This window comes from uncultured Reyranella sp., from assembly GCF_945957355.1.
In the GTDB taxonomy this organism is placed as follows: domain Bacteria; phylum Pseudomonadota; class Alphaproteobacteria; order Reyranellales; family Reyranellaceae; genus Reyranella.
The window spans coordinates 16822-40352 of sequence record NZ_CAMFKM010000012.1 but is presented as its reverse complement, the minus strand read 5'-3'; the positions used below and the strand labels follow the sequence as shown (position 1 = coordinate 40352).

Sequence of the window (23531 nt, the reverse complement as noted above, 5' to 3'; positions counted from 1 at the left end):
GGACCGGGAAGCTTTCCATGACCGCTCTCCGGGTCTGGCGCTCGCTACGGCATTCGAACGCGAGTCATTGCTTCTTCTGAATCCAGAATTGATACATTCCGGCGAACGTGTCCGGATTCTCGGTTTCGAAGATTTGCCACCGCGCGAGATCGGTTGCGGCCCGGTCGTCCGGGAATCGTGATCGATAGGCGTGCACAACGTCAGATGCGATCTCGAATCCGATGAAGGTGAGATCGTTTTCGCGGAGAAACAGCTCGATTTCCGTGAGCGTGAAGCACCTCTCCTGGACGTGAAAGAGAAGGTCGCGGCAGGCGCTGATGCTGAACATGTCCGATGGCGCCGCTTGTGCCGAGCGATCGCCGCCATCCATCTCCATCAATTCCAGGCGACAGCGCCGTATCTCGTCCGGCGTCGAGCCGTAACCCCGACCGGCGACGAACTCTCGCAGCCGGACGACGTCCCGCCGCGCGATCTCGCTGTAGAAGCCAAGCAGCATGAACCCGCCCGGTTTCAGGAGAGACAGCAGCGTGCGCCATCCACACCGAGGATCACGGAGATGATGCAGCACGCCGCTCGCCTCGATGACATCAAAGCGGCGATCGAATGAGCCGAGCTTCAGCAAATCGGCCTGCGCATATTCGATCGAGGAAATGCCGAGTTCGCGTGTCTTACGCGCGGCATAAGCCAGGCTGTTCCGACTGAGATCGACGGCCAGCACGCGTGCTTCGGCGAACTGCTGTGCCGTCCTGATCGGATGCTGGCCGGTGCCGCAGCCTGCCACCAGGATCTCCATTCTGTCGGTAGCCGGAGCGGGAGCGAGGGCTGCCATCGGGAAGGTCTGGCGCAGGTAGGAGCCGATGCAATCGGCCTTCTTTGCGCGCGGAAGCTTGACCCAGCGTGGATAGGGATTCTCTTCGTACTGGCTCTGAACGGCCAGCGAGACGCTGTCGTCGATTTCGGTGAGTCGGCGAAGGTCGGCGGCGAGCCGACGTTCCTCTTCCGGTTCGTGAAGCTGCTGCGTAAGAAGTGAGGCGACAGGCTTGGGCCATGGCATCTCCAGCAACTTGGCCCATTGCGGGACGGTCTGGAGCGGAAAGTAGGTCGCGACCGCCAGCAGCAACGACACTGGAACCGGGGCACCCGTGTCCAAAGCCGCCGACAGCGACTCACGCAACGCTTCGGCGGCAAGGCGTTCATCCGCTGATACGGCGAACACGTACTCGTTGATGAAGCACTGCCGGGCAAGCGCACTATGGAAGCCGAGCCCTTCGGCTGTTGCCGCAGCATCGCCGGCGGCGTCGAGCAACGCCCGCCGCGCCATCGTCAGAAAACGCTCCATCTCGACGTCACCCACCGGAGCCGCATCGAGCAGGGCGATCAGCAGCTGGTCGGCCGTTGCGGCTGCAAGGCCGCGCTCTCCGAACAGGATCTTCGCCGGCAACGGCTGCGGCCATGTCTCCACCGCGCGGCGCACGCATCCGGCGATCTCGGGGTCGAGCCTGATAAGGCTTATGCAGACCCGCGCAAGCTGGTCCGGGCGGCCCCACGATTCCGACAAGGCCCGCGCCACGAGGGGCCGCAATCCGCTGTCGCTCCCGACGTCGCGCACACGGCTGAGGCAGGCGACCAGCAGCGCCTTGGCGTCGTCGGACTCCCCGGTCCGCAACGAGCGCCGTACGGCGTCCAGGGCCGCCGCTGGCTCGCCCCGGGCAAGCTGCGCCGCGGCAAGATTATTGAGGGCCATGACGAAGCCCGGGTTGATCTCGAGCGTGCGCTCGTAGCTCGCGATGGCTTCGTCGACGCGGCCCTGGCCATACAGGACGACACCGAGATTGTTGTGCGCCTCTGAAAGGCTGGGTTGCAGGGCGATCGTCCTGCGGTAGCAGTCGATTGCCTCGTCGGGTTTCCCAAGGCTCTCCAGAACGTTGCCGAGGTTGACCAGGGGCTCAAGATAGTTCGGCGCGAGGTCCAGCGCCTTTCGATAGCTCGCGGCGGCGTCGTTCAGTCGGGAGAGGTTGGTGAGCGCGTTGCCGAGATTGCACAGCGCCTCGGGGTAGTCAGGCTGGACGGCAAGAGCCTGCGCTATCAGCTCTATGGCAAGATCGGCCCGTCCCGCCTGAAAGGTAGCGACGCCAAGAAGATGCAGGCTGTCGGCGTGGTGGGGGACGACGGCAAGGACTTGGCGATAGTGCCGCTCGGCTTCAGCCAACCCTCCGGCCTGATGATGCCGGACCGCTTCGGCAAAAACCCTTGAGACGTTCGAAGCCGATATCCGGCCCGACATCAGGGCCGACACCGGTTGCGGCGATGAGCGCTTCCCATCACCTTTGCGTTGCCTGCGATTCATCGGGTCTCCCCAATTGGGCGGACCTTGACACTTTGACAACCTAAGACGGTAGAGTCGAGCAGACAACCGTCGGCGGCCCGACCAGGTCGCATGCGGTCATCGTCGGAGGTGGGCAAGGGCTGCACTTTGGCAGAGCCTTTCGACCGCACCTGCTTGAATGCGCCGTACGAGGCGAAGCGGCCCACGCTGCCGCTCGACTATGGCGCCGAGGTCGGACGCAACAGGCGGAACCGAAGCCTTCAGTCCTTGCCGACGGCGCCGATCCGATCCGCGATTATCCTGGTGAGGTAGGGCGCCCCGAACAGCACGACGAGCAGGCGTACGGTCTGCATGGCCATCACGAACGACACGTCGACGTCGGTCGAGGCCGCGATGATTGCGATGGAATCCGCACCGCCGGGGCTCGTGGCGAGATAGGCGGTGAGCGGATCGATGCCGGCGGCGAATACCATGAAGGCCGCCACGGCGCCGCACATCGCCAGCATGACGAAGATGCACAGCAGGATGCCGGGCAGTTGACGCAGCACGTAGCCCAGCAGCGCCCGCGTGAAGCGCAGACCAACGTTCCAGCCGACCAGCGCGTAACAGCCGGCGAGCAGCCAGGTCGGCAGTTCGATGCGAAGCCAGCCCATATGCGTGAGCACGATTCCGGCGACCAGCGGGACCAGGAAGGCGCCGGCCGGGATATTGAGCCGCCGCGCCATCCACGAGCCCACCGCCGCCAGCGCCAGCGTCTCGAGCAGTGGCAGCCAGGCCACTTCCGGGAACCACACGATCGCGTCCGGCGCGTGCTGGGAGGCACCGCCGAAGTATCGCGCCACCCCGGCCGCAACAGCGGCCACCATGACGACCCGGAGATACTGCATGAAGGCCACCATGCGCATGTCCGCGCCGTAGGCTTCGGCCATGTAGGTCATCACCGACGCGGCGCCCGGGCTCACGCCCCACAGCGCCGTGGTGCCGGGCAGCATCTGCCAGCGCGTCATCTGCCAGCCGACCCAGCTGCTGGCGGCGACGACCGAGACGACGCCGACGGTGAACAGCGCCCAGTGTCCCAGGATGTCACCCACGATCGTGAGCGGCACCATCCGGGCGATCATGCTGCCGACGATGCCCTGCGCCACCGCGAAGACCGGGACGGGATATGTCACCTTGCCGCCCCAGGAAGCGAAGGCGACACCGGCGAGCAGCGGCCCCAGCATCAGCGCGGCCGGCGCGTGCAACCACAGCATTAACGCCGTAACCGGCACGGTGAGCGCGATCAGCACCGACCACGAGGCGACGTGTCGGCCGGCGCCTTGAATCATAGAGGTCTCTTCAGGTCACGAACTCCTCGGCCTCGCCGTTCATACCGCGGATCGTCTCCATCAGCTCGGCCATCGCGGCAGCGAGCCTTGCATCATCCGTGCCGCGCAGGACAAGCGAGACGCTGGGCTTGCCGTTGCGGAAGGCCGGATAAGAGCCGATGTCGACGTCCTCGTAGCGCTTCTGCAGGGCGCCCAGCGGCTCGGCGATGATGCCTTCGGCGAGGTTGGTCCGCACGGTGCGCGAGAGGACGGGCGTGCCGCCCACCAGCCGGTGCTTCATCGACTGGAACATCGCCTCCGCGACCTTGGGAATGCCGGCGAAGGTGAAGACGTTCTCCATCTGGAAGCCGGGTGCGACCGAGACCGGATTGTCGACCAGCACGCCGCCGTGCGGCACCCGCGCCATGCGCCGGCGGGCCGGCGTGAACAGCGCCGGGTCGCCATAGTGCCGCGTCATGCGTGCCACCGCCTCGGGATGCTCCGAGATGCCGACGCCGAACGCCTTGGCGATGCAGTCCGCGGTGATGTCGTCGTGCGTCGGGCCGATCCCGCCGGTGGTGAAGACGTAGTCGAACTTGGCGCGCACTTCGTTCACGGTCGCGACCACGGTCGCCTCGATGTCGGGAACGACCCGAGCCTCCATGACCCGGACCCCGAGCTTGCCGAGCTCGGTGGCGAGGTACTGGATGTTGGAATCGCGGGTGCGGCCGCTCAGGATCTCGTTGCCGATCACGAGGATGCAGGCGGTTACGATTTTTGCCGGGTCTGACATGCAAGGCCTGCCTAATTATCGTTTGGTTTCAGGACCGTAGCGGAGGCAAAGCAGCCGGCCAAGCCATCGTCCCGGCCTTGTTACCGCCCGTATCGCATGCCAAATAGGACACATGACCAATTCACGCGAAATCGTCGACGACAGCGCCGACTATTGGCGCCGCGACGAGCGCACCATCAAACTGCACGGACCCGAAGGCTTCGCCGGTATGCGCAAGGCCGGCCGGCTGGCCGCCGAGACGCTGGATTTCATCACGCCGTACGTTCAGCCGGGCATCACGACGGATGAACTCGACCGGCTCTGCCACGAGTTCATCCTCGATAACAAGGCGATCCCCGCGCCGCTGAACTATCGCGGTTTCCCGAAGTCGATCTGCACCTCGATTAACCATGTCGTCTGTCATGGTATTCCGGGCGAGAAGCGGCTGCAGAGCGGCGACATCGTCAACATCGACGTCACCGTCATCCTCGACGGCTGGTACGGTGATACCAGCCGCATGTACTACGCGGGCGATGTCGGCGTGAAGGCCCGGAGGCTGTGCGACGTCACCTACGAGGCGATGATGCGCGGCATCGCCGCCGCCAGGCCCGGCGGCCATGTCGGCGACATCGGCCATGCGATCCAGACCTATGTCGAGGCGCAGCGCTTCTCGGTGGTGCGTGACTTCTCTGGCCACGGTCTCGGCCGCATCTTCCACGACGCGCCGAACATCCTGCACTACGGCAAGAAGGGCACCGGCCCGGTGCTGAAGCCCGGCATGTTCTTCACCGTCGAGCCGATGGTGAATGCCGGCACCTGGCAGGTGAAGGTCCTGAGCGACGGCTGGACCGCGGTGACCCGCGACAAGCAGCTCTCGGCCCAGTTCGAGCACTCGGTCGGCATCACCGAGACCGGCGTCGAGTTCTTCACGCTGTCACCGAAGGAACTTGCCAAGCCGCCTTACAACCTCGAGGCAAAGACACTTCAGGCAACGACGGCGTAAGGCCACGGTCCCTCCCCCGCCTGGCGCGGTGTGCTGCGCGCGTGCCAAGATCGGCATCCGCACGCAACGCCGATGGGAAGGAAAGCCGATGTCGTTCTATCGTGGCATGACCTGCTCGAACGTCACCCTCGAGGGCGACAAGGGTACACCGATCACCGCCTATGTGGCGAAGCCGGAGGGCAACGGCCCCTTCCCCGGCGTCGTGCTGATCCATCACCTGCCCGGCTGGAGCGAGCTCTACATCGAGACCACGCGGCGCTTCGCGCATCATGGCTATATGGCGATCTGCGCCAATCTCTATGAGCGCGAGGGCGGTGGCAGCGACAGCAATCCCGACGACGTCGCCGCCAAGGTGCGCGCCGATGGCGGCATCGCCGACGCCCAGATGGTGGGCGACACCGGGGCCGCGGTGAAATGGATGCGCGCGCAGCCCGAACACAACGGCAAGGTCGGCCTGTTCGGCTCCTGCTCGGGCGGCCGGCACGCCTTCATCTATGTCTGCCAGAAGAAGGACGTCGACGCCTGCGTCGAGCTGTGGGGCGGCCGCGTGGTGATGGGCAAGGAGGAGCTCAACGCCAGGACGCCGGTCGCGCCGATCGACATGACGAAAGACCTTTCCTGCCCCCTGCTCGGCCTGTTCGGCAACGACGACCGGGCGCCCAGCCCGGAGCAGGTGGACCAGCACGAAGCCGAGCTGAAGAAGCACGGCAAGGCGCACGAATTTCATCGCTATGACGGCGCCGGCCACGGTTTCTTTTACTGGCACCGGCCGCTCTACCGGCCGGAACAGGCGATGGACGGCTGGAGCAAGGTCTGGGCCTTCTTCGGCAAACATCTCGCCAAGTAGGAGTCTGCCCATGTGCACCTCGATCGTCGAGATCACCGAGGCCGAAGGCATGGCCAAGCGCGGCGACGAATGGTTCCCGCTGACCCAGGCCGTGGTCGCCTATGACCACGCCCGCCATGCGCCGTTGGGTGACGTCATCACCCTCGACTTCTTCAACCGGGACCTTGATGCCGGAGCCCGCGCCGGCGTCGAGATCACGCTCGAATCGGCCAAGGCCCTGCGGGCCGCGCTCGACCGGGCCATCGCAGCGGCCGAGTACGAGGAGGCCGAGGTGCGCGGCAAGCGCGCGCGCCCGTCAGGCCTCCGCAGCCGTCAGGACCAACTTCTGGATGCCTGAGTCGGCCTCGGGCGAGAGGGTGACGGAGCCGTTCAGCCGGCCCTTGGCGCAGGCCAGCACGAAACGGCCGGCGAGGGCATGGATCGGCTCGATGCGCTCGAGCCTCCCCTCGCCCAGCCGCCGCTTGAGCGCCGCGAGTTCGGCGTCCCGCAATGCTGCCGGCATATCGAGCAGGAAGTTCACCGCGAACGGCCGGTCGCCGCCCTCGATACGCCCGGAGGCATAGGCCGCGACGATCGCATCGACGGCTCGTGCGAGCGCCGGCGTCGGGCCCGCAACGGGAAGCGGCGGCGAGGCCGCATGCAGCCTCTCAGCGACGTCGAGCGTGAGGCGCGACATCGGGGCATAGGTGCGGTTGCCGAAGGCGAAGACGCCCCAGCCGCGCTCCGGCAGCATCAGCACGTGCGAGCCATAGCCGGGCAGGCCGCCCGCGTGATGGATCCGCATGCCCAGCAGCACGTCGGTCGAATGGTTGAGGCCGTAGCCATAGGCGCTGGGCTGTCCCGCGCGGGTACCGGATGGCGTCTCCGGCACGAAGGGCGGCGCGTGCCACAGCACCATCTCGCGCACGCTCGACCGGCGGACCGGACCGGACTCCGGCTCGTCGCGGGCCGGCCAGGCACTCAGCAGGAAGGACACATAGCGCGCATAGTCCGGCACGGTGGTGGCGAGGCCGCCCATGGCGCCGACCTCACCGTCCGGCTCGATGCGCTCGCGCGACCAGGTCTCGCCGTCCAGCCTGTAGCCGAAGGCATAGTCCCCGCGCGCCGCGGCGGCCGGCGCATCGAACGTCGTGTGCGCCATGCCGAGCGGCTCCAGAAAGGTGTGGCGCATATAGGCCTGATAGGGTTCGCCGCTCACGTTCGTCAGCACGCGGCCCAGCAGCGCGTAGCCCAGGTTGCTGTATTCGAAGGCGAGGCCCGGCGGGCGGGCGAACAGATGGCCGGTCGCGATCACCGTGTCGAGTTCCGCCGGCGACAGACCCAGCACGCGGTCGCCCCAGGGATCGTCGGTGACGAAGCCCGCGGTGTGCGTGAGCAGGTGGCGCACGGTGACCGGCGCGCTGTCACGGGTAGCGGGCTTCACCGCCCCGAACTGCGGCACGTAATGTGCCAGCGGCACGTCGAGTTGCAGCCATCCCCGGTCGCGCAGCGACAGGATCGCCAGCGCCGTCATGTTCTTGGTCATCGAGGCGATGCGGAAGGCAGTGCCCGCCTCCACCGGTCGACCGCCCTCGCGGTCGGCAAGGCCCACCGTCACGGCATGGACGAGGCGGCCCTCCTGCACGATGCCGAGGGCAAGGCCGGGGATTCGCTCCTGGTCAGCAAACGCGGCGCAGGCTGCATCGATCTCGGCGTATATGTTCGCCGGGTACGCTGGGTCAGGCATGAGAACATCGTATCACAAGGCCGAGCCGGCGCGATTTTGCCGTGCCTACGTCAGGGTTGCCGCCCCCTGGCAAACGGGAGCCGTCATCTCGCCGACGATGCGATCGTGCCCATCCGCTTCATTTCGCTCCCACCATCCACACGCCGTTCCGTTGCTGGTAGCGCGTCAGGCGATGCTCCTGGAGGTCTTCGACACGCAGGTCGCGTTCGGTGAAGCGGAACTGCATGGCCTGTTCCGTCACACAACGCGTGTCGTGGATATCACCCGGGAGATAGACCTGGACCTGACCGGCTCGAACGATGGCGCTGTCGCGCTGAACCAGCCGTACGCCCCTCTCCGGGTCGTCCACCCGGGCGTAAGTGCGCATTTCCATCTCCCCGCTCAAAACGGCGTAGATCACCCAGCTGCGCCCGTGATCGTGCGGCGGCCGATACAGACCGGCGTGTTCGGTGTGGGCGAGCAGGACGAAGCCATGATCGAGGTCCCGGTAAAGCTCCTGGTTCGCAGGACGGTCCTGGAGGAGTTCGGCCAACCAAGGCTCGGAAGGAGACGCCTGCAACAAACGCTCGGCCTGGGCACGACTCTCAGCCACCAGTTCACTGGTCAGAGGCCCCCAGGCAGCTCTCATGCCTTCGATGAAGTCTTTTCGTGAATTGACGCTCATGGCCGTTTCCCGTGGTTGATGCTGACCATAGGGTATGCGCGTGTCCGATAGGGCGGAACGCGCACGGTCTGCACACAATCATTGCGTTTGACGCTATATATCGATGGACGCGTCCAAGTCGGGAAATGCGGATCGTGGATTTCAATCTTCTTGTCGCACTCAACGTCCTCCTGTCCGAAGGGAGCGTCGCGGGCGCCGCCAGACGACTACGGCTCAGCCCGTCGGCAACCAGCCGAGCCCTGTCGCGCCTGCGGCAAGCCACCGGCGATCCGCTTCTGGTCCGAGCTGGCCGGGGGTTGGTGGCGACGCCCAAAGCCATTGCGCTCCAGGAGCGGGTCCGCCGCCTGGTCGAGGATGTCGAGTCCGTGCTGCGCCCGGACGAACTGATCGACCTGGCGGCAGTCGAACGAACCTTCACGCTCAGGACGAGCGATGGCTTCATCGAAAACCTCGGCGCCCGTCTCCTGGCGCGGATGGAATCCGAGGCGCCTGGCGTGCGACTGAACTTCATCCATAAGCCGAACAAGGACAGCACCCCCTTGCGAGAGGGACTGGTCGACCTGGAAACCGGCGTGGTGGAGGAAGCCCTTGGGCCGGAGGTGCGTGCCCAGGCGCTGTTCAGAGACCGGCTGGTCTGTGTCGTGCGGAAGGGTCATGCGTTCGACGCCGGCGGCCTGAGCCGCGCCGCCTATCGGAAAAGCCCCCATGTCGTGGTATCGAGAAGCGGCCTGGAAACCGGCGCCGTCGACCTGCCCTTCCTGCCTGCTGGCCTGAAGCGGCATGTCCGCACGATCGTCAGCGACTTCTCGGCGGCGCTCGCCTTGGCACGCGACACCGACTTGATAGCAACCGTGCCGGAGCGCCACACCGCCAATCTGCGCCACGGGATGACCAGCTTTTCACTCCCCATGCCGACCACGGAATTCACCGTTTCCATGTTGTGGCACCCACGGATGGACGCCGATCCCGCACACCGCTGGCTTCGCTCGTGTGTCCGCGAGGTCTGCGCTCCGAGCTAGGCAGCCGCACCGGCCTGGTCCACGATTGGCGCCGTCAAACGCAACGGAAGCCTGCAGGTGCCGCGATTTTGCCTTGCTCACCCGGCAAGGTTGCGCGGCATGGCAAAGAGTCGCCCTCACCTCAAGCCCGTCGAGGTGCCCCCTCCCGCCCCGGGTCCCGACGACGCGGCGCTGCTGACACTGCTGGCCCAGGGTCTCCGCCTCCAGTCCACCGACGGGCTGTGGCGCGTAAGCGGCAACACGCTCCCTCACCGCATCCTCCTGCGCGAGGCCGGCGGCATCTGGAATCGGCTGGACCAGTGCTGGGATTTCGCAGGCGAAGATCCCACGGCCAGGCTGGCCGCCGCGCTGGAAGCCGTGCCCGCAGCCTCGACCGGCCACAATAGCGGCGATACGACGCCCCCGAAGCCGCACTATCACGGCCATCGCGGCCGGGTGCGGGAGCGCGTGCTAAAGGCCGGCGTGGAGCCTCTGGCCGACTACGAGCTGCTGGAACTGCTGCTCTTCTATTCGATCGAGCGGATCGACACCAAGCCGCTGGCCAAGGCGCTGCTGGAACGCTTCGGCACCCTGGGCGACGTATTCGCCGCCGAACCGGCGCAGCTACGGGAGTTCGAGATCGATCAACGCACGCTCGTCCACTTCAAGGCCATGCGCGAGGTTGGACGGCGGCTGGCGGAGCGCAAGGTCAAGGACATGCCGGTGCTGACCAACTGGCAGCAGCTCATCGACTACTGCCATGCCGCCCTCGCGCACGAAAAGACCGAGCAGTTCCGCATCCTCTTCCTCGATCGCAAGAACGTGCTGATCGCCGACGAGGTCCAGCAGCGCGGCACCATCGACCACACGCCCGTCTATCCCCGCGAGGTGGTGAAGCGCGCGCTGGCATTGAATGCAGCCGCGCTGATCCTGGTCCACAACCATCCCAGCGGCGATCCCAAGCCGTCACGCGACGACATCGAGATGACGCGCGAGATCAAGGTGGCAGCCGAGGCGCTGGGCATAACCATTCACGATCACCTCGTGATCGGTCGCAAAGGGCATGCGAGCTTCAGGAGTCTGGGACTGCTCTGACCTTGCCGGCGCGAACGGTGTTGCCAGGGCGCACATGCGCGACCAAATTCATCCGCCGTGCCCCCTGAACAGAGGTGCTGCAGGCTCATGCCCAAGTTCCTTCGCATCGGCGTCCATCGATCGAACGTGTCCGGCTACACGTCGAAGGCGTGGTGGATCCGCCGGGTCGGCTCGACGGTTTTCCTGAGGTGGGGAGCGGTCGAGGTCCTGGGCGTCGGCGACGGGCGAAAAGTCTACTGGACGGTGCCGCCGCGCGAGAAGGAGATCCGTTGCGGGTCGGTGCAGGCCGCAACTGACTACGTTAGGAATGCCATCTCACGGCGGCGCAGCCACGACTACGAGCCGTTGGCCTCTGGTATTCCGATCCGGCGGCGGCCGGCCGGTCGCGTCACCGAACCGGAACAGGCACTCGCCACGATCCTGATCGTCGATATCGTACAGTCCACGGAGAAGGCCGCACGGCTGGGCGATGTGCGCTGGACACAGGTCATGAACCACTACTACGCCGCCGTCCGCAAGGAGCTGAAAGCCTTGCGCGGCAGAGAAGTCGTGACGACCGGGGATGGCGTGCTCGCTACGTTTGCCGCGCCGGCGCCGGCGGTACGATGCGCCACCGCCATCCGCGAGGCCGTGCGTACCCTCGGACTGGACATCAGGGCGGGGCTGCATGCCGGCGAATACAAGGTGAGCGGGCCAGACGTGGTCGGCCTCGCGCTCCACATCGGCTCGCGTGTCGCAGCCAAAGCGCGGGCGGGCGAAGTCCTGGTCTCGAGTGCGGTCAGGGATCTGATGTCGGAGGCGGAGTCCGAGATCCAGTTCAGGGACCGTGGCATCCACCAGCTCAAGGGCGTGCCGAAGCGCTGGCGCCTCTATCGTGTCGAGGCGTAAACGGCGTCAGGCCCCCGTGACCTCTGTTGCCGCCACGGGCGCGAGGACGCGGTCGAGATCGCCCTGCCTGAAGGGCTTCCTGATGAGTGGCAGGCCGGCCATCGCGCTGCCAGCGGAGAACCAGTGCGACAGGCTCGTCGAGGTCAGGATGATCTTCGTTTCGGGCCGGTTCGTCCTCGTCCAGCGCGCCAGGGCCGCGCCGTCACTCACCCCCACCCAGTCGATATCGACCACCATATAGTCGAATGGCTGGGCAATTGCCGTCCTGATCGCGGCACCGCCGTGCTCCGACTCGGCGATACTGAATCGCTGCCGGCGCAAGTGATCCATGAGGACGCTCCGGCACGCCGGATCGCTTTCGACGACGAGAATCGACGGGCCCGAGACGCCCGCATCTCCAGAATCCGCCACGACAAACCCCAACTCGTACGCACGGCTTCCCACCACTCCGGCCATACGTGGAAAAACGCGCGTCGGTTCACTCGGGTCCAACCGCATTCCGGAATGTCCTATCTTTTTTCGCGTTACTCTTCCCCACTGTGAATATTGCCGGCCGTCCTATTCACCGGCGACACCGCTGCACAACAGGCGCATCATCGGCCCGTTGCCGGTGCTCATGGAGGCTTTCGTGATCTTCCAGAGGATTCTCGTTGCTGTCGACGACGCGCCAATCTCGGCGCACGCGGCAGATATCGCCGCAGAGTTGGCTCAACTCACGGGAGCGGAGATGGCATTCATCCATGTCATCGACGCCGAACTCGTGAACGCGGCCGACACCGGCATTCAACCCGATGTATTTGCCGCCTCCGCCAAGGAGGACGCGCGGAAGCTGATCGACGACTTTCGCAAACGCCTCCCGCAGCAGATGGCCGCTCTGGACTTCGTTCCAATCGGTGCGGCGCATTCCGAGATCGTCAATGCCGCGAAGGATTGGCCGGCCGACCTGATCGTGATCGGCAGCCATGGACGGGGCGGCATAAAGCGCGCCCTGCTGGGAAGCGTCGCCGAAAGCGTCATGCGCAATGCCCCCTGTCCCGTTCTGGTCGTTCGGGCAAATCCCTAGCCTGGCCTCGCGTCATCTGCGCCTGCAGTGACTTGTTGAGTTCCATTTCGCGCTATACTCCGCGACATGACCGGAAAGATCCTTGTAGGCATCGGCGGCTGGACCTTCGAGCCTTGGCGCGGCGTCTTCTATCCCGAGGACCTGACGCAGAAGCGCGAGCTGGAGTATGCCAGCCGCCAGCTCACCTCGATCGAGATCAACGGCACCTATTATTCCAGCTTCAAGCCGGCGAGTTGGGCGAAATGGCGGGACGAGACTCCCGACGGTTTCGTATTTGCCGTGAAGGCCTCTCGCTTCTGCACCAACCGCAAGGTGCTGGCCGATGCCGGCGAATCCGTCCAGCGCTTCGTGACGCAGGGCCTGGTCGAGCTCAAGGACCGGCTGGGGCCCATCAACTGGCAGTTCATGGGAACCAAGAAGTTCGATCCGGAAGACTTCGAAGCCTTCCTGAAGCTGCTGCCGCGCGAGATCGGCAAGCTGCCGCTGCGCCATGCACTGGAGGTCAGGCACGACAGCTTCAAGGACGAGCGCTTCTACGATCTCGCCCGCAGGTACAACGCCGCGATCGTCTACGCCCATGACAAGGACTTCCCCGAGATCGACGAGCCGACCGCCGACTTCACCTACGCCCGGCTGATGCAGTCCGAGGAGAAAATTAAGACCGGCTACAAGCCGACCGAGATCGACAAGTGGGCCAAGCGCGCCCGGGCTTGGGCGAAGAAAGGCGACGCCTTCGTCTACTTCATCTCCGGCGCCAAGGTCCGCAACCCCGCCGCCGCACAGGCGCTGATCAAGAAGGTCTGCTGAGAACACGTCGACCTCTTGACTCGCGCTAGGGCGGCACCTAATTGTTAACTTTATGGTTAACAATAAAAACACCGTCCTCGACCGCACCTTCTCAGCCCTCGCCGACCCGACGCGGCGGGCGTTGCTCGCCCGTCTCGACGCGGAGGAAGCCGTCACCGTCAGCGAGCTCGCGCGGCCCTTCCCGGTCTCGCTCCCAGCCATCATGAAGCACCTGGACGTGCTCTCCGACGCCGGGCTGATCGTGCGCTCCAAGTCCGGCCGCACCGTCACCTGCCAGCTGAAGGCGGAGCCGATGGAGCAGGCGATGAACTGGCTCGCCCACTACCAGCGCTACTGGACGCAGCAACTCGACCGCCTCGCCGCCTTCCTGGAGGAAGAAGACAAATGGCCAGCAAGCCCAGCCTCGCCCTCAAACGCCGCCTCAAGGCCCCGCCCGAGAAAGTCTACGAAGCCTGGACGCAGCCCGAAAAAATGATCCGTTGGTGGGGCGTGATGGGCCACCATCGCTCCCCGATCGCCGAGACCGACCTGCGGGTCGGCGGCCGCTTCCGCGTCCAGTTCTGGACACCGGACGACGAGCACCACAGCGTGAGCGGCGTCTATCGCGAGATCGTTCCGCCCAACAAGCTCATCTTCTCCTGGGCGTGGCAGAGCACCCCGGAGCGCGAGTCGCAGGTCACGATCGACCTGAAGCCGGATGACGGCGGCACGCTGCTCACCCTGACCCACGAGCAGTTCTTCGACGAGAAGGCGCGCGAAGGCCATCGCGGCGGTTGGGGCCGTGCGCTCGACAAGCTGGAGGAGCTGTTCGCATGAACCTCACCGCCTTTCGCGCGCCCGTCGCCCTGAGCGATCCCGGTATCTGGGCGGTGCAGTTCGCGGCACTGCCAGACGATGCCGGCGGCCTTGCGAAGATCCTGCAGGGCCTGCTCATCCACGAGCATCTGGCGGATGTCTACGGCGTCACACTTTCGGACCGTCAGCGGGGCGAACCCCATCTGCGCAGCGCCGAAGCGATTCTGGAACGGATCGCCGTCCACGATTCGCGGCCGTTGTCGCAGGCCCGCCTGCCCAGCGAGCGTTTCGCGGGCTGCTGCCGCCACTACACGCTGCTGCACGTTGCGATGCTCAGGAGCAAGGGAATCGCGGCCCGGGCGCGCTGCGGCTTCGGCGCCTACTTCGCGAAGGGCAAGTTAGTGGATCACTGGGTGACGGAGTATTTCGACGAGGCGCAGCGGCGCTGGATCCTGGTCGACGCCCAGATCGACGACCGGCAGCGCGCCCTGTTCGGCATCGACTTCGACACGCTGGACGTGCCGCGCGACAGGTTCCTCGTCGCCGGCGATGCCTGGCGGCTCTGCCGCGACGGCCACGCCGATCCACAATCGTTCGGAGTTCTGGACATGGCCGGCCTCTGGTTCATCGCCGGAAACGTCATTCGCGACGTGGCGGCGCTCAACAATCGCGAGATGCTGCCGTGGGACGTGTGGGGCGGCATGACCCTGGTCGACAGCGAGATCGATGTCGCCTTCATCGACGGGTTGGCCCGCCTCGCGCACGCCCCCGACCGGCACCCGGCGGCGCTACGGGCGGCGTATGATGACCCGCGCATTGCCGTGCCGTCCACGGTGTTCAATGCCGTCCTTGGCCGTCCGGAAGCGGTTTCCCCTCTCGCCCATTCGGCCTAAGCTCCCGCCGTCCGACCGGAGCTTCCAGAACCAAAGGGGGCATGCATGCCTGCACTCTCGCTCGACCATTACAACATCTATTGCACCGACCTCGAGGCCACCGTGCGCTTCTACGAGCGCTATGTCGGCCTGACCAACGGTGACCGCCCGCCCTTTCCTTTCCCCGGCGCCTGGATGTACGCTGGCGACAAGGCGATCCTGCATCTCGTGTCTGAAACTGGCCGCGCCGACCAGGGCAGCGGCGCCATCGACCATGTCGCCATAAACTGCGCCGACATCCGCGGCACGCTCGACCAGATCAAGCGGGATGGCCTGCCCTTCGAGGTGAAGAAGGTGCCGGCGCGCCCGCTGCAGCAGGTCTTCGTGCACGATCCCGATGGCGTCATGATCGAGCTGAACTTCTGGCATGAGGAAGACGTGGCCGAGCTGGCGGGTTACGACCCGATGGCCAACACGGTCACCGCCGAGAAGCAGAAGGTCCCAGCCTGACGGATCGGACGACGAAGCTCGAGGCTCAGTCGACCGTCGGCGTGGCCGCCAGCCGCTCCCAATAGTCGGGCGGCAGGAGGTCGCGGCCGGCGAGCAGGCAATCGAGATAGGCGCGCTGCGGCTTGAGGCCGTCGCCCTGAATCAGGGCGACGTAGACGATGGCCTCGACCTCCTCGCCGGTGTCGCCGCGCACCACGCGGATGGTGCGACGCTCGTAGTGACCGTCGGCGACGCCTTCGTAGATGTCGAGCACGTCGAAGCCCGCGTCGGGCAGGGCGTTCAGCGTGCCGTGCACGACCTCGCCCTCCGCCGGCACGATGTTGGCAGCCGCGGCGCCTTTCAGGAGTCGCGCCGGCTTGTCGAAGACGAGCCGCCAGCCGGCGAGCCGGCCCGCGATACGCTCGCCGCGCGGCATGCCCTTCGGCGCCAGCCGCTGATCGAACAGGCGTACCGGATCCATGTTGGAGCCATAGGCAAAGTACCAGGTCAGGCCATCCGCCATACGCGCACCCCCTCGTCGTAACCGCGGATCGCGACGGCACCGAGATCGACGGCACCGTCGCACGGTGTCGCGTCGAGCACCGACTGCGAGATCAGCAACTGCGCTCCCACCTCTTTGGTGAGCTGCTCGAGGCGGGCAGCGAGGTTCACCGTATCGCCGATCACCGTGTATTCCTTGCGCTGCGGCGAGCCGACCGTGCCCGTCACCGCCTCGCCGAGATGGACGCCGATCCCCACCTTCAGCGCCCAGCCGGGGTGCGCATCGTTCCACCGCCCGACCGTGTCGATCATGGCGCGGGCTGCCGCCAGGGCGTTTCGCGCTGCCGCGGGGTCGTCGAGCGGCGCCCCGAACACCGCCATAAAGCCGTCGCCCAGGAACTTGTTGATGATGCCGTTGTTGCGGTCCACCACTTCGATCATCTCGGCAAAGAAGGCGTTGAGCAGCGCCACCGTCTCCTCGGCGCTGCGCCGGCGCGTCATCGCCGTGAAGCCGCGAATGTCGAGGAACAGCACGCACACGGTGCGCATCTCGCTCGGGGGATCGCTGCGCGTGGCCAGCAGGCGGTCGACCACGGCGGGCGAGACATGCTGGCCGAACAGGTTGGTTACCCGGTCGCGCGCCGCCACGGCCCGCACCGACTTCTCGAACTGGGTGCGCAGGCTGGTCGCCACGAAGCCCGCTACCAAGCCGCAGGCGAACAGAACCAGGGTGCGGCTGAAATGGAACAGCAGCGTTTCCTGAGGGACGTTTCCCCACGGTTCCAGCGGCAGCAGCCACAGGACCAGAACCATCTGCTGCACGGCCGCCACGGTGCCGGTCCAGACTGAAAGGCCGAAATCAAGCCGCAAGGTCGACAGCAGGATGAAGATGAAATAGAGCAGCGGCGGCCAGAAACTGAACACCAGGATCGGGTCCATGTAGTGGCTGAGCGTGATGATGACGGCAGCCGGCAGCGAGGTCTCGATCAGCGCATTTGCGAAGCGCGTCACCCGCGGGAAATCAAGGTCGCGCGCCGCCCGGTAGCGCAGGATGGTCAACGAAACCAATTCGTAGAGCAGGAACGGGCCGATGCCGACCAACGGGAGCCATCCCGGTACGTCGCGCTCGAACATGCGGGAGACATAGTCCACGAAGACGTTGGCAACCGTCAGCGAAAGGGCGAGCAGGACGGCCAGGATGATGGCGAGCGCGCGCATGCGCTGCTGCTCGCTGCGAATGATCTCGCGGCGGAGCGCGTCTGAGAAGAAGTCGGGCGCCGCGGCAGCCATCGCGCGCCAAACTAGCCAGTGCCGGCGGGCTCCACAACGGGCCGGGGCGGTGCTAGGTACGCTCCATGTCGATGAAGGAGATCGCGCGGGAGATCCAGGGCAAGGTCGCCAACCTGGCACTGCGCATGCCGATTTCCTGGGTGAACATACTGGCTGGCCCGCCGATCGGGGTCGACGGCCGCACCCTTGATGGTCGCACCCAGTGGTTCCTGAAGCTGCTCGCCTTCAGCGGCCAGCCTGCGGCGCACACGATGAGTGTCGTCGAGGCGCGCGAGGACTACGACGCCTTCATGAAATTGCTGGGCGGCCACGCCGCGCCGGTGAGCTCCATCCTCGATCGCACCCTGCCCGGTCCCGCCGGCCCGACCCGCATCCGCATCTACCGGCCGGCGGGCGCCGTGGCGCGCCTGCTGCCGACAATCGTGTATTACCATGGCGGCGGCTGGGTCATCGGCAGCCTGGAAGGCTACGATCTCGCCTGCCGCTATTTCTGCGCGCGCTCGGGGTGCGCCGTCGTGGCGGTCGATTACCGGCTGGCGCCGGAGCACAAATTCCCGGCCGCGGTGGACGATGCACTCGCCGCCTATCGCTGGGTGGCGGGCGAGGCCGTCTCGCTCGGCCTCGACCCCGATCGCATCGTCGTGGCGGGCGATTCGGCCGGCGGGACACTCGCCGCGGTGGTCGCTCAGACAGTGCGCCACGAGCCGCATCCGCCCTGCCTGCAGTGGCTGATCTATCCCGCCACCGACATGGCGGGCGACACGCCTTCCCATCGAAGCTGCGGCAACGGCTTCCTGCTCACCGAAGCGGACATGAAGTGGTTCCGCATGCACTACCTCAACGGCGACGGCGAGATCGGCGATCCCCGCGCCTCGCCGCTACGGGCCGTCGATCTCGGCGGCGTGGCGCCGGCGCTGGTCTTCACCGCCGGCTTCGATCCGATGCGCGACGAGGGCCGCGCCTATGCCGAGCGCCTGGAGGCGTCCGGCGTCAAGACCATCCACCGCGAGTTCGAGACCCTGATCCACGGCTTCATCGGCATGCGGGGTGCGGTGCATGCCGCGGCCCGCGCGATGGACGACATGGTCGCCGGCCTGCGCCACGAACTCGCGCAGCTCGGACGATGAGGGAACATCAACCATGAATGACCGGGCGGCATCAGTGGAGCAGCGCAGCGAACGCGCCGGACGCAGGGAGCAGAACAAGGCGGAGAACCGCACCGCGCTGATCAAGGCCGCGCGCGCCGTGTTCGCCGAGATGGGCTACGGCGCGGCGAGCGTCCGCGACATCGTGCGCCGCACCGATCTCGCCTCGGGCACCTTCTACAATTACTTCAAGGACAAGGATGAGATCTTCGAGGCGGTGGTCGGCGAGCTGACCGGCGTGCTGCTGCAGCGCCATCGCGACGGCCGCGGCCGCGCTACCACGGCCGAAGCGTTCGTCCGTGAGCACTATGCCGCCTATTTCAACTTCCTGGCCGAGGATCCCGAGCTGTTGGCCCTGGCGCGATCGAGCTTCACCGCCGTGCGCACACTCCTCGACAAGCCCGACGTGCGCGCGCTGGCCAAGGCGCTCAACGACGACATCCGCACCGCCATCGCGCAGGGCATCCTGCCCAACGTCGACGTCTCCTATCTCGGCGCCTCGATGTCCGGCATCGCCTTCGAGATCTCGATGGTCATGGTCGCCCGCGACCCGGTCGACCCGGCCGCCGCTGCCGAATTCGCCACGCACCTGATGCTTGGCGGCCTCGACAGGCTGCCGCGGCGCTGACTCGCGCCAACAAAAACGGCGGCCTCTTGCGGAGCCGCCGTCCTCGTTGAACCGGTAAGGGTCGAAGCGCTTACGCGCCCTGGGCGATCGTGTTGCGCAGGGTGCCGATGCCCTCGATCTCGACTTCGCAGACGTCGCCGGGCTTCAGCCAGGGCTGCGGCTTGCGGGCCATTGCCACGCCCGACGGTGTGCCGGTGATGATGATGTCGCCCGGATCGAGGGTCATGCACTTGCTGAGCTCATGCACCAGGGTTGGCACGTCGAAGATCAGGTCGTCGGTGTTGCTGTCCTGCATAGTGACGCCGTTGACGCGGGTCATGATACGCAGCGGCGCGGCGCCCTTGGGCAGCTCATCCGGCGTCACAATGTCGGGACCGAAGCCGCCGGTGGCGTCGAAGTTCTTACCCAGGGTGAACTGGCCACCCGACTTGCGCTGCCAGTCGCGGATCGAGCCGTCATTGAAGCAGGCGTAGCCGGCGATCACCGAGAGCGCCTTCTCCTTCGGCACGTTGCGGCACTTCTTGCCGATCACGATGGTGAGCTCGGCCTCCCAGTCGAATTCCTTCGAATGCGTCGTCGACAGCATCTTGCCGTTGTGCGGCACCAGCGTGTTGTTGAAGCGCGTGAACACCACCGGATAGGTCGGGATCGGGCTGCCGGTCTCCTCGGCATGCTTGCGATAGTTGAGACCGATGCAGAGGATCTTGCCGGGCGCCGGGATCGGCGTCAGGTACTTGGCCGACTTCTCCGACACCGTGGCGCCGGCCTTCGGCTTGGCGCAGGCCTTGAGCACCGCCTGCTGGAGCTTCTTGCCGCCGGACAGGATCTCGATGACCGACTTCGGCCCGCGCGGCATCTGCTTGCTGAGATCGACGATCTTGCCGTCGCCCAGTTTGACGCCGACGGCCGGCTTGCCGCCGCTCACGATGGTGCAAAGACGCATGAATTTCCCCCTTGAAGAATTCGTCCGAAATACGGCCGCGCGTAAACTCCTCCGTCCCGCATCTGCGGTCAAGCTTGCCGCTTTTTTTGCTAATCTCCGGCAATGCGTTTCCTCCTTCTCGCTCTTCCGCTCCTCTTCATGGCCCTGCCCGCCTCGGCGCAGCTCGTCGTGCCACTCACCACGCCGGACGGCAGGGTCGGCTGCACCCAGGGCAAGACCGGCATCGGCCGGCCGGCCGACTGGCGGGCCGTCGCCGACCCCGACGGGCCGGACGGCTGGGCACTGGTCGAGAGCGAGCCAGATTCGACCGACCAGCGCTTCCCGCTCTGCATCTCAGAGCAGGCCTCCGGCCGCGACTTCGACGCCACCCTGCGCTTCAAGCCGATCTCGGGCTCGCGCGACCAGGTGGCGGGCTTCATGTTCCGGGCCCAGAGCGCTAACGACTATTACGTCGTGCGCACCAACGCCCGCGACAACTCGGTCCGCCTCTATCGCATGGACAAGGGCAAGCGCAGCCAGCTCGGCATGAAGGAGGCGCCGGTCACGCTGGGTCAATGGCATTCGTTGCGGGTGATCGCCGTCGGCGACCGCTTCGAGGTGGCGCTCGACGGCAAGAAGCTGTTCGATGTCACCGACCGCACGCTGATGCAGCCCGGACCGGTCGGCGTGTGGAGCCAGGGCGACAGCGTAACCCACTACGGCTCCCTGCTGATCGGGCCCCCGCCCGCGCGCTGAGCTAGCCGCGCGCCGCCAGCAACGCGTTCGCCAGTTCGACGAAGCCTGCGCCCGAACGGGCCCTCGTGACCCAGCGCGGCCGGTGCTCCAGCAGATCAGCGAAGTCCACCACGTTGGCCACGCCCACGGCGTTGGGGAAATAGCCGAACATCGGCGCGTCGTTGGGCGAATCGCCCGAGAAGACGTAAGCCGCCTTGTCGGTCGCCAGGTCGACCCCAAACAGCTCCTGCATCATCGTGCGGCTGGTCGTGAGCTTGTCGTAGTCGCCGAACCAGCCGTTGACGTGGATCGAGCTCACCTTGGCCTTGGCGCCGTGTCGCTCGAAGATCGCCACGATGCGCTTGATGTCGGCGGCCGGCAGCGGCGGCACATCCTCGCAGAAATCGACGGCGAGGTCGGCCAGGCGATAGGGCTGGTCAGAGGCGATGCCGGCGCCCGGGACTTCCTGCAGCATCTCCGCCCGCACCCGTTCCAGCCGGCGGCGACCTTCGGCACGCTCGGCCCCGGACTGGATGAAGCGGGTGCGCAGGCGCTTCTGATCGTGATCGTGCCACATCCAGAAGGCGCCGTTCTCCCCCACCACGGCATCGACTGGCCAGAAGCGGGCGATGTGATCGCACCAGCCGGCCGGTCGGCCGGTGACCGGCACAACCAGAAGACCGGCCTGCTTCAGCGCCTGCAGGGCGCCATAGGCTTCGGCCGTCAGCGTTCCGTCTGTGGAAACGGTATCGTCGATGTCGGTAAGGACCCCGCGCACGGCGGCGAGGGTCTCACGGGGGCAGTTCTCGAGCGGTTCCATGGGGCGTCTTCTAGCACGGTGTCCGAAGCCTTCGACGTCATGTCAGCAGCCGCACCGTCGCCAGGGCAAGTGCGGGAAAGGCCATCACCAGGCCGAGCCTCAGGAGGTCGGCGGCAATGAAGGGCAGTACGGCCCGGTAGATGCGCGTCAGCGCGACATGACGGGCAATGGCGGAGACGACGAAGACGTTGAGGCCGATTGGCGGCGCGGTCAGGCCGATGCCGACCACGATCAGCACCAGGATGCCGAACCAGATCGCGACGTCGTCGGCCGGCATGCCGAAGTCGAGCGCCTGGACGATCGGGAAGAAGATCGGAAGCGTGAGCAGGATCATGGCCAGCTCGTCCATCACCGCGCCCAGCAGGATGTAGAACAGCAGGATCAGCGCCATGACGCCGTAGGGCGTGAAGCCCGAATTGCCGATCCATTCGGCCGCGGCGACGGGAAGCTGCGAAAGAGCGAGGAAGGCGTTGAACACGTCGGCGCCCAGCAGGATCAGGAAGATCATGCCGGCGGTCTCGGCGGTCTGTAGCAGCGCGGCCTTCAGCCCGGCCCAACGCATGCCGCCCACCAGGACCGACACGACCAGCATGGTGATGACGCCGACCGCCGCGCCTTCGGTCGGCGAGAAGATGCCGCCGTAGATGCCGCCGAGCACCACCAGCGCCACGAGGATCGCGGGCCAGACGGCAGCAACGTCGCGCAGCCGCCGGTCCAACGGCACGCGCGGCAGCGCCGGTCCCAGTTCGGGCCGGCGGCGCACGACAAGCGCGATCACGAGGCAGTAGAAGATCGCGGCCATGAAGCCCGGGATGAAGGCCGCCATGAAGAGCTTGGCAATGTTCTGCTCGGTGGAGATGCCGTAGACGACCAGGATCACCGACGGCGGGATCAGGATGCCGAGCGTGCCGCCGACCGCGACGACGCCGGTTGCGAAACCCGCATCGTAGCGATAGCGCTCGAACTCCGGCAGCGACGCGCGCCCGAAGGTGGCGGTGGTGGCCACGGAAGATCCGCAGATCGCGCCGAAGGCCGTGCACGCGCAGATCAGTCCCATCGCCAGACCGCCGCGACGATGCCCTACAAGGCTAGAAGCAGCGCGGAACAGGGATGTCGACAGGCCCGACTTCTCGGCCAACGCGCCCATCAAGATGAAGAGAGGAATGACCGAGAGCGTGTAGTTGGAGAAGTCGTGGTAGGGCGTCGACTTGATGTAGTTCAGGAAGATCGGCCAGCCGCCCAGCCAGGCATAGCCTGCGCCGCCCACGAACAGAAGCGACAGGCCGATCGGCATGCGCATCGCCATCAGCAACAGCATGACGGCGAAGCCCAGGATGGCGGCGGAGGTGCCCGTCAAGACTCGGCTCCGAAACGGCTGGCCGCCGTGACCAGCGACCCCAGCGCCAGCAGGCCCGCCATCGCCGAGCATGCCATGATCGCCCAGCCCACCGGCAGGCCCAGCACCATCGTCGACGTCTGCGAGTTGATCGCGTCGGCCGCGCCGACGGCCAATCGCCAGCCAAGCAGCGAAGCAACCGCGGCATACACCAAGTCCCAGAAGGCATCGATCGCCGCGATTGCGCGCGGCGGCAAGCGGATCGTGAACGTGTCGACCAGCATGTTGCCGCGCCGCAGCTGCGTGTAGGGCAGGAAGGAGAAGATCGCGAGCGCGACCGCCATCTGCACCATCTCGAAATCGCCCGGCAGGCCGCTTGAGGTGGCCCAGCGCAGGCCGACGCTCACCGTCACGAGGCCGGCGACGAACAGCGAAAGCGCGGCCCCCGCCAGGGCAAGCGCCGCGCCCAGCCGTTCGGCGAGCCGTATCCAGCCCATGCGGG

Annotated in this window: 27 protein-coding genes; 15 read left to right on the top strand and 12 right to left on the bottom strand. The window is 66.3% G+C overall.

All coding sequences use genetic code 11. The annotated features are described in order from the left end of the window. Positions 1 to 64 precede the first annotated feature (64 nt). The 3 genes from Q0Q48_RS19195 to Q0Q48_RS19185 form a co-directional block, all read right to left on the bottom strand. Positions 65 to 2347 (bottom strand): tetratricopeptide repeat protein, encoded by a 2283-nt coding sequence (locus Q0Q48_RS19195; protein WP_295141050.1) that lies wholly within the window; start codon positions 2345 to 2347, stop codon positions 65 to 67. 239 nt (positions 2348 to 2586) lie between these two features. Continuing rightward, the gene (locus Q0Q48_RS19190; protein ID WP_295141048.1) at positions 2587 to 3654 is read right to left on the bottom strand and encodes an AbrB family transcriptional regulator; all 1068 of its coding nucleotides are present in this window, start codon (positions 3652 to 3654) and stop codon (positions 2587 to 2589) included. A 10-nt stretch (positions 3655 to 3664) separates the two neighbouring features. After that, entirely contained in the window at positions 3665 to 4426 is a 762-nt protein-coding gene (locus tag Q0Q48_RS19185) for a molybdopterin-binding protein (RefSeq protein WP_295141046.1), read from the bottom strand. A gap of 112 nt (positions 4427 to 4538) precedes the next feature. Between Q0Q48_RS19185 and map the strand changes: the two genes are divergently transcribed. The 3 genes from map to Q0Q48_RS19170 all read left to right on the top strand — a co-directional run bounded on the left by map (position 4539) and on the right by Q0Q48_RS19170 (position 6592). Beyond that, positions 4539 to 5408, top strand: a complete 870-nt coding sequence (map, locus tag Q0Q48_RS19180) for a type I methionyl aminopeptidase (protein ID WP_295141044.1) — start codon at positions 4539 to 4541, stop codon at positions 5406 to 5408. An 88-nt stretch (positions 5409 to 5496) separates the two neighbouring features. Further along, on the top strand, positions 5497 to 6255 hold the full coding sequence (locus Q0Q48_RS19175; RefSeq protein WP_295141042.1) for a dienelactone hydrolase family protein: 759 nt from the start codon (positions 5497 to 5499) through the stop codon (positions 6253 to 6255). 10 nt (positions 6256 to 6265) lie between these two features. Further along, positions 6266 to 6592 (top strand): DUF6295 family protein, encoded by a 327-nt coding sequence (locus Q0Q48_RS19170; RefSeq protein WP_295141040.1) that lies wholly within the window; start codon positions 6266 to 6268, stop codon positions 6590 to 6592. Here Q0Q48_RS19170 and Q0Q48_RS19165 read toward each other — a convergent pair. Next, positions 6551 to 7981: a serine hydrolase domain-containing protein gene (locus tag Q0Q48_RS19165; RefSeq protein WP_295141037.1), complete on the bottom strand. Its 1431-nt coding sequence runs from the start codon at positions 7979 to 7981 to the stop codon at positions 6551 to 6553. The genes Q0Q48_RS19170 and Q0Q48_RS19165 overlap by 42 nt on opposite strands. A gap of 118 nt (positions 7982 to 8099) precedes the next feature. Then, on the bottom strand, positions 8100 to 8645 hold the full coding sequence (locus Q0Q48_RS19160; protein WP_295141035.1) for a hypothetical protein: 546 nt from the start codon (positions 8643 to 8645) through the stop codon (positions 8100 to 8102). A gap of 125 nt (positions 8646 to 8770) precedes the next feature. Here Q0Q48_RS19160 and Q0Q48_RS19155 point away from each other — a divergent pair, with 125 nt between their 5' ends. From Q0Q48_RS19155 to Q0Q48_RS19145, 3 genes are all read left to right on the top strand, one after another. After that, positions 8771 to 9664, top strand: coding sequence for a LysR family transcriptional regulator (locus Q0Q48_RS19155; protein ID WP_295141032.1), 894 nt, complete (start codon positions 8771 to 8773; stop codon positions 9662 to 9664). A gap of 99 nt (positions 9665 to 9763) precedes the next feature. Continuing rightward, complete coding sequence (gene radC / locus Q0Q48_RS19150; RefSeq protein WP_366915295.1) at positions 9764 to 10738, top strand: DNA repair protein RadC; 975 nt, start codon at positions 9764 to 9766, stop codon at positions 10736 to 10738. Positions 10739 to 10825: 87 nt separating this feature from the next. After that, a complete protein-coding gene (locus Q0Q48_RS19145; RefSeq protein WP_295141029.1) occupies positions 10826 to 11626 on the top strand; it encodes an adenylate/guanylate cyclase domain-containing protein in 801 nt (266 codons plus the stop codon). Positions 11627 to 11632: 6 nt separating this feature from the next. Here Q0Q48_RS19145 and Q0Q48_RS19140 read toward each other — a convergent pair whose 3' ends face one another. Beyond that, positions 11633 to 12082 carry a response regulator gene (locus Q0Q48_RS19140; protein WP_295141026.1) on the bottom strand — a complete coding sequence of 150 codons (450 nt, stop codon included), beginning with the start codon at positions 12080 to 12082 and terminating at the stop codon, positions 11633 to 11635. Positions 12083 to 12236: 154 nt separating this feature from the next. Here Q0Q48_RS19140 and Q0Q48_RS19135 point away from each other — a divergent pair, with 154 nt between their 5' ends. The 6 genes from Q0Q48_RS19135 to Q0Q48_RS19110 all read left to right on the top strand — a co-directional run bounded on the left by Q0Q48_RS19135 (position 12237) and on the right by Q0Q48_RS19110 (position 15673). Beyond that, positions 12237 to 12689: a universal stress protein gene (locus Q0Q48_RS19135; protein ID WP_295141459.1), complete on the top strand. Its 453-nt coding sequence runs from the start codon at positions 12237 to 12239 to the stop codon at positions 12687 to 12689. Positions 12690 to 12755: 66 nt separating this feature from the next. Beyond that, positions 12756 to 13496, top strand: a complete 741-nt coding sequence (locus Q0Q48_RS19130) for a DUF72 domain-containing protein (RefSeq protein ID WP_295141023.1) — start codon at positions 12756 to 12758, stop codon at positions 13494 to 13496. 52 nt (positions 13497 to 13548) lie between these two features. Further along, positions 13549 to 13971, top strand: a complete 423-nt coding sequence (locus Q0Q48_RS19125) for a metalloregulator ArsR/SmtB family transcription factor (RefSeq protein WP_295141020.1) — start codon at positions 13549 to 13551, stop codon at positions 13969 to 13971. After that, positions 13881 to 14312 (top strand): SRPBCC domain-containing protein, encoded by a 432-nt coding sequence (locus Q0Q48_RS19120; RefSeq protein WP_295141017.1) that lies wholly within the window; start codon positions 13881 to 13883, stop codon positions 14310 to 14312. The genes Q0Q48_RS19125 and Q0Q48_RS19120 overlap by 91 nt, the downstream gene beginning before the upstream one ends. Beyond that, on the top strand, positions 14309 to 15184 hold the full coding sequence (locus Q0Q48_RS19115) for a transglutaminase domain-containing protein (protein ID WP_295141014.1): 876 nt from the start codon (positions 14309 to 14311) through the stop codon (positions 15182 to 15184). The genes Q0Q48_RS19120 and Q0Q48_RS19115 overlap by 4 nt, the downstream gene beginning before the upstream one ends. Before the next feature lie 45 nt (positions 15185 to 15229). Further along, positions 15230 to 15673: a VOC family protein gene (locus Q0Q48_RS19110; protein WP_295141011.1), complete on the top strand. Its 444-nt coding sequence runs from the start codon at positions 15230 to 15232 to the stop codon at positions 15671 to 15673. 25 nt (positions 15674 to 15698) lie between these two features. Here Q0Q48_RS19110 and Q0Q48_RS19105 read toward each other — a convergent pair whose 3' ends face one another. Both Q0Q48_RS19105 and Q0Q48_RS19100 read right to left on the bottom strand, forming a co-directional pair. Beyond that, positions 15699 to 16175 (bottom strand): gamma-glutamylcyclotransferase family protein, encoded by a 477-nt coding sequence (locus Q0Q48_RS19105; protein WP_295141009.1) that lies wholly within the window; start codon positions 16173 to 16175, stop codon positions 15699 to 15701. Then, positions 16160 to 17443 carry an adenylate/guanylate cyclase domain-containing protein gene (locus Q0Q48_RS19100; RefSeq protein WP_295141007.1) on the bottom strand — a complete coding sequence of 428 codons (1284 nt, stop codon included), beginning with the start codon at positions 17441 to 17443 and terminating at the stop codon, positions 16160 to 16162. The genes Q0Q48_RS19105 and Q0Q48_RS19100 overlap by 16 nt, the downstream gene beginning before the upstream one ends. A 65-nt stretch (positions 17444 to 17508) precedes the next feature. Here Q0Q48_RS19100 and Q0Q48_RS19095 point away from each other — a divergent pair, with 65 nt between their 5' ends. Both Q0Q48_RS19095 and Q0Q48_RS19090 read left to right on the top strand, forming a co-directional pair. Next, entirely contained in the window at positions 17509 to 18570 is a 1062-nt protein-coding gene (locus Q0Q48_RS19095; RefSeq protein WP_295141003.1) for an alpha/beta hydrolase, read from the top strand. 13 nt (positions 18571 to 18583) lie between these two features. Next, the gene (locus tag Q0Q48_RS19090) at positions 18584 to 19216 is read left to right on the top strand and encodes a TetR/AcrR family transcriptional regulator (protein WP_295141000.1); all 633 of its coding nucleotides are present in this window, start codon (positions 18584 to 18586) and stop codon (positions 19214 to 19216) included. Between the two features lie 70 nt (positions 19217 to 19286). Here Q0Q48_RS19090 and Q0Q48_RS19085 read toward each other — a convergent pair whose 3' ends face one another. Continuing rightward, a complete protein-coding gene (locus Q0Q48_RS19085; RefSeq protein ID WP_295140997.1) occupies positions 19287 to 20159 on the bottom strand; it encodes a fumarylacetoacetate hydrolase family protein in 873 nt (290 codons plus the stop codon). Positions 20160 to 20261: 102 nt separating this feature from the next. Between Q0Q48_RS19085 and Q0Q48_RS19080 the strand changes: the two genes are divergently transcribed. Continuing rightward, positions 20262 to 20894: a family 16 glycoside hydrolase gene (locus Q0Q48_RS19080; protein ID WP_295140994.1), complete on the top strand. Its 633-nt coding sequence runs from the start codon at positions 20262 to 20264 to the stop codon at positions 20892 to 20894. Between the two features lies 1 nt (position 20895). On the opposite strand, the gene Q0Q48_RS19075 is transcribed toward Q0Q48_RS19080, so the two are convergent. The 3 genes from Q0Q48_RS19075 to Q0Q48_RS19065 are packed head-to-tail and all read right to left on the bottom strand — an operon-like array spanning position 20896 to position 23526. Then, positions 20896 to 21693, bottom strand: coding sequence for an HAD-IIB family hydrolase (locus Q0Q48_RS19075; protein WP_295140992.1), 798 nt, complete (start codon positions 21691 to 21693; stop codon positions 20896 to 20898). Positions 21694 to 21730: 37 nt separating this feature from the next. After that, a complete protein-coding gene (locus Q0Q48_RS19070) occupies positions 21731 to 23050 on the bottom strand; it encodes a TRAP transporter large permease (protein WP_295140990.1) in 1320 nt (439 codons plus the stop codon). After that, positions 23047 to 23526, bottom strand: a complete 480-nt coding sequence (locus Q0Q48_RS19065) for a TRAP transporter small permease (protein ID WP_295140988.1) — start codon at positions 23524 to 23526, stop codon at positions 23047 to 23049. Before Q0Q48_RS19065 ends, Q0Q48_RS19070 begins: the two co-directional genes overlap by 4 nt. Between the last annotated feature and the right edge of the window lie 5 nt (positions 23527 to 23531).

Coding starts and splice junctions, on each gene's coding strand:
- Q0Q48_RS19195 (WP_295141050.1), bottom strand. CDS start 2,347: ATGAATCGCAGGCAACGCAAAGGTGATGGGAAGCGCTCATCGCCGCAA.
- Q0Q48_RS19190 (WP_295141048.1), bottom strand. CDS start 3,654: ATGATTCAAGGCGCCGGCCGACACGTCGCCTCGTGGTCGGTGCTGATC.
- Q0Q48_RS19185 (WP_295141046.1), bottom strand. CDS start 4,426: ATGTCAGACCCGGCAAAAATCGTAACCGCCTGCATCCTCGTGATCGGC.
- map (WP_295141044.1), top strand. CDS start 4,539: ATGACCAATTCACGCGAAATCGTCGACGACAGCGCCGACTATTGGCGC.
- Q0Q48_RS19175 (WP_295141042.1), top strand. CDS start 5,497: ATGTCGTTCTATCGTGGCATGACCTGCTCGAACGTCACCCTCGAGGGC.
- Q0Q48_RS19170 (WP_295141040.1), top strand. CDS start 6,266: ATGTGCACCTCGATCGTCGAGATCACCGAGGCCGAAGGCATGGCCAAG.
- Q0Q48_RS19165 (WP_295141037.1), bottom strand. CDS start 7,981: ATGCCTGACCCAGCGTACCCGGCGAACATATACGCCGAGATCGATGCA.
- Q0Q48_RS19160 (WP_295141035.1), bottom strand. CDS start 8,645: ATGAGCGTCAATTCACGAAAAGACTTCATCGAAGGCATGAGAGCTGCC.
- Q0Q48_RS19155 (WP_295141032.1), top strand. CDS start 8,771: ATGCGGATCGTGGATTTCAATCTTCTTGTCGCACTCAACGTCCTCCTG.
- radC (WP_366915295.1), top strand. CDS start 9,764: ATGGCAAAGAGTCGCCCTCACCTCAAGCCCGTCGAGGTGCCCCCTCCC.
- Q0Q48_RS19145 (WP_295141029.1), top strand. CDS start 10,826: ATGCCCAAGTTCCTTCGCATCGGCGTCCATCGATCGAACGTGTCCGGC.
- Q0Q48_RS19140 (WP_295141026.1), bottom strand. CDS start 12,082: ATGGCCGGAGTGGTGGGAAGCCGTGCGTACGAGTTGGGGTTTGTCGTG.
- Q0Q48_RS19130 (WP_295141023.1), top strand. CDS start 12,756: ATGACCGGAAAGATCCTTGTAGGCATCGGCGGCTGGACCTTCGAGCCT.
- Q0Q48_RS19125 (WP_295141020.1), top strand. CDS start 13,549: ATGGTTAACAATAAAAACACCGTCCTCGACCGCACCTTCTCAGCCCTC.
- Q0Q48_RS19120 (WP_295141017.1), top strand. CDS start 13,881: ATGGCCAGCAAGCCCAGCCTCGCCCTCAAACGCCGCCTCAAGGCCCCG.
- Q0Q48_RS19115 (WP_295141014.1), top strand. CDS start 14,309: ATGAACCTCACCGCCTTTCGCGCGCCCGTCGCCCTGAGCGATCCCGGT.
- Q0Q48_RS19110 (WP_295141011.1), top strand. CDS start 15,230: ATGCCTGCACTCTCGCTCGACCATTACAACATCTATTGCACCGACCTC.
- Q0Q48_RS19105 (WP_295141009.1), bottom strand. CDS start 16,175: ATGGCGGATGGCCTGACCTGGTACTTTGCCTATGGCTCCAACATGGAT.
- Q0Q48_RS19100 (WP_295141007.1), bottom strand. CDS start 17,443: ATGGCTGCCGCGGCGCCCGACTTCTTCTCAGACGCGCTCCGCCGCGAG.
- Q0Q48_RS19095 (WP_295141003.1), top strand. CDS start 17,509: ATGTCGATGAAGGAGATCGCGCGGGAGATCCAGGGCAAGGTCGCCAAC.
- Q0Q48_RS19090 (WP_295141000.1), top strand. CDS start 18,584: ATGAATGACCGGGCGGCATCAGTGGAGCAGCGCAGCGAACGCGCCGGA.
- Q0Q48_RS19085 (WP_295140997.1), bottom strand. CDS start 20,159: ATGCGTCTTTGCACCATCGTGAGCGGCGGCAAGCCGGCCGTCGGCGTC.
- Q0Q48_RS19080 (WP_295140994.1), top strand. CDS start 20,262: ATGCGTTTCCTCCTTCTCGCTCTTCCGCTCCTCTTCATGGCCCTGCCC.
- Q0Q48_RS19075 (WP_295140992.1), bottom strand. CDS start 21,693: ATGGAACCGCTCGAGAACTGCCCCCGTGAGACCCTCGCCGCCGTGCGC.
- Q0Q48_RS19065 (WP_295140988.1), bottom strand. CDS start 23,526: ATGGGCTGGATACGGCTCGCCGAACGGCTGGGCGCGGCGCTTGCCCTG.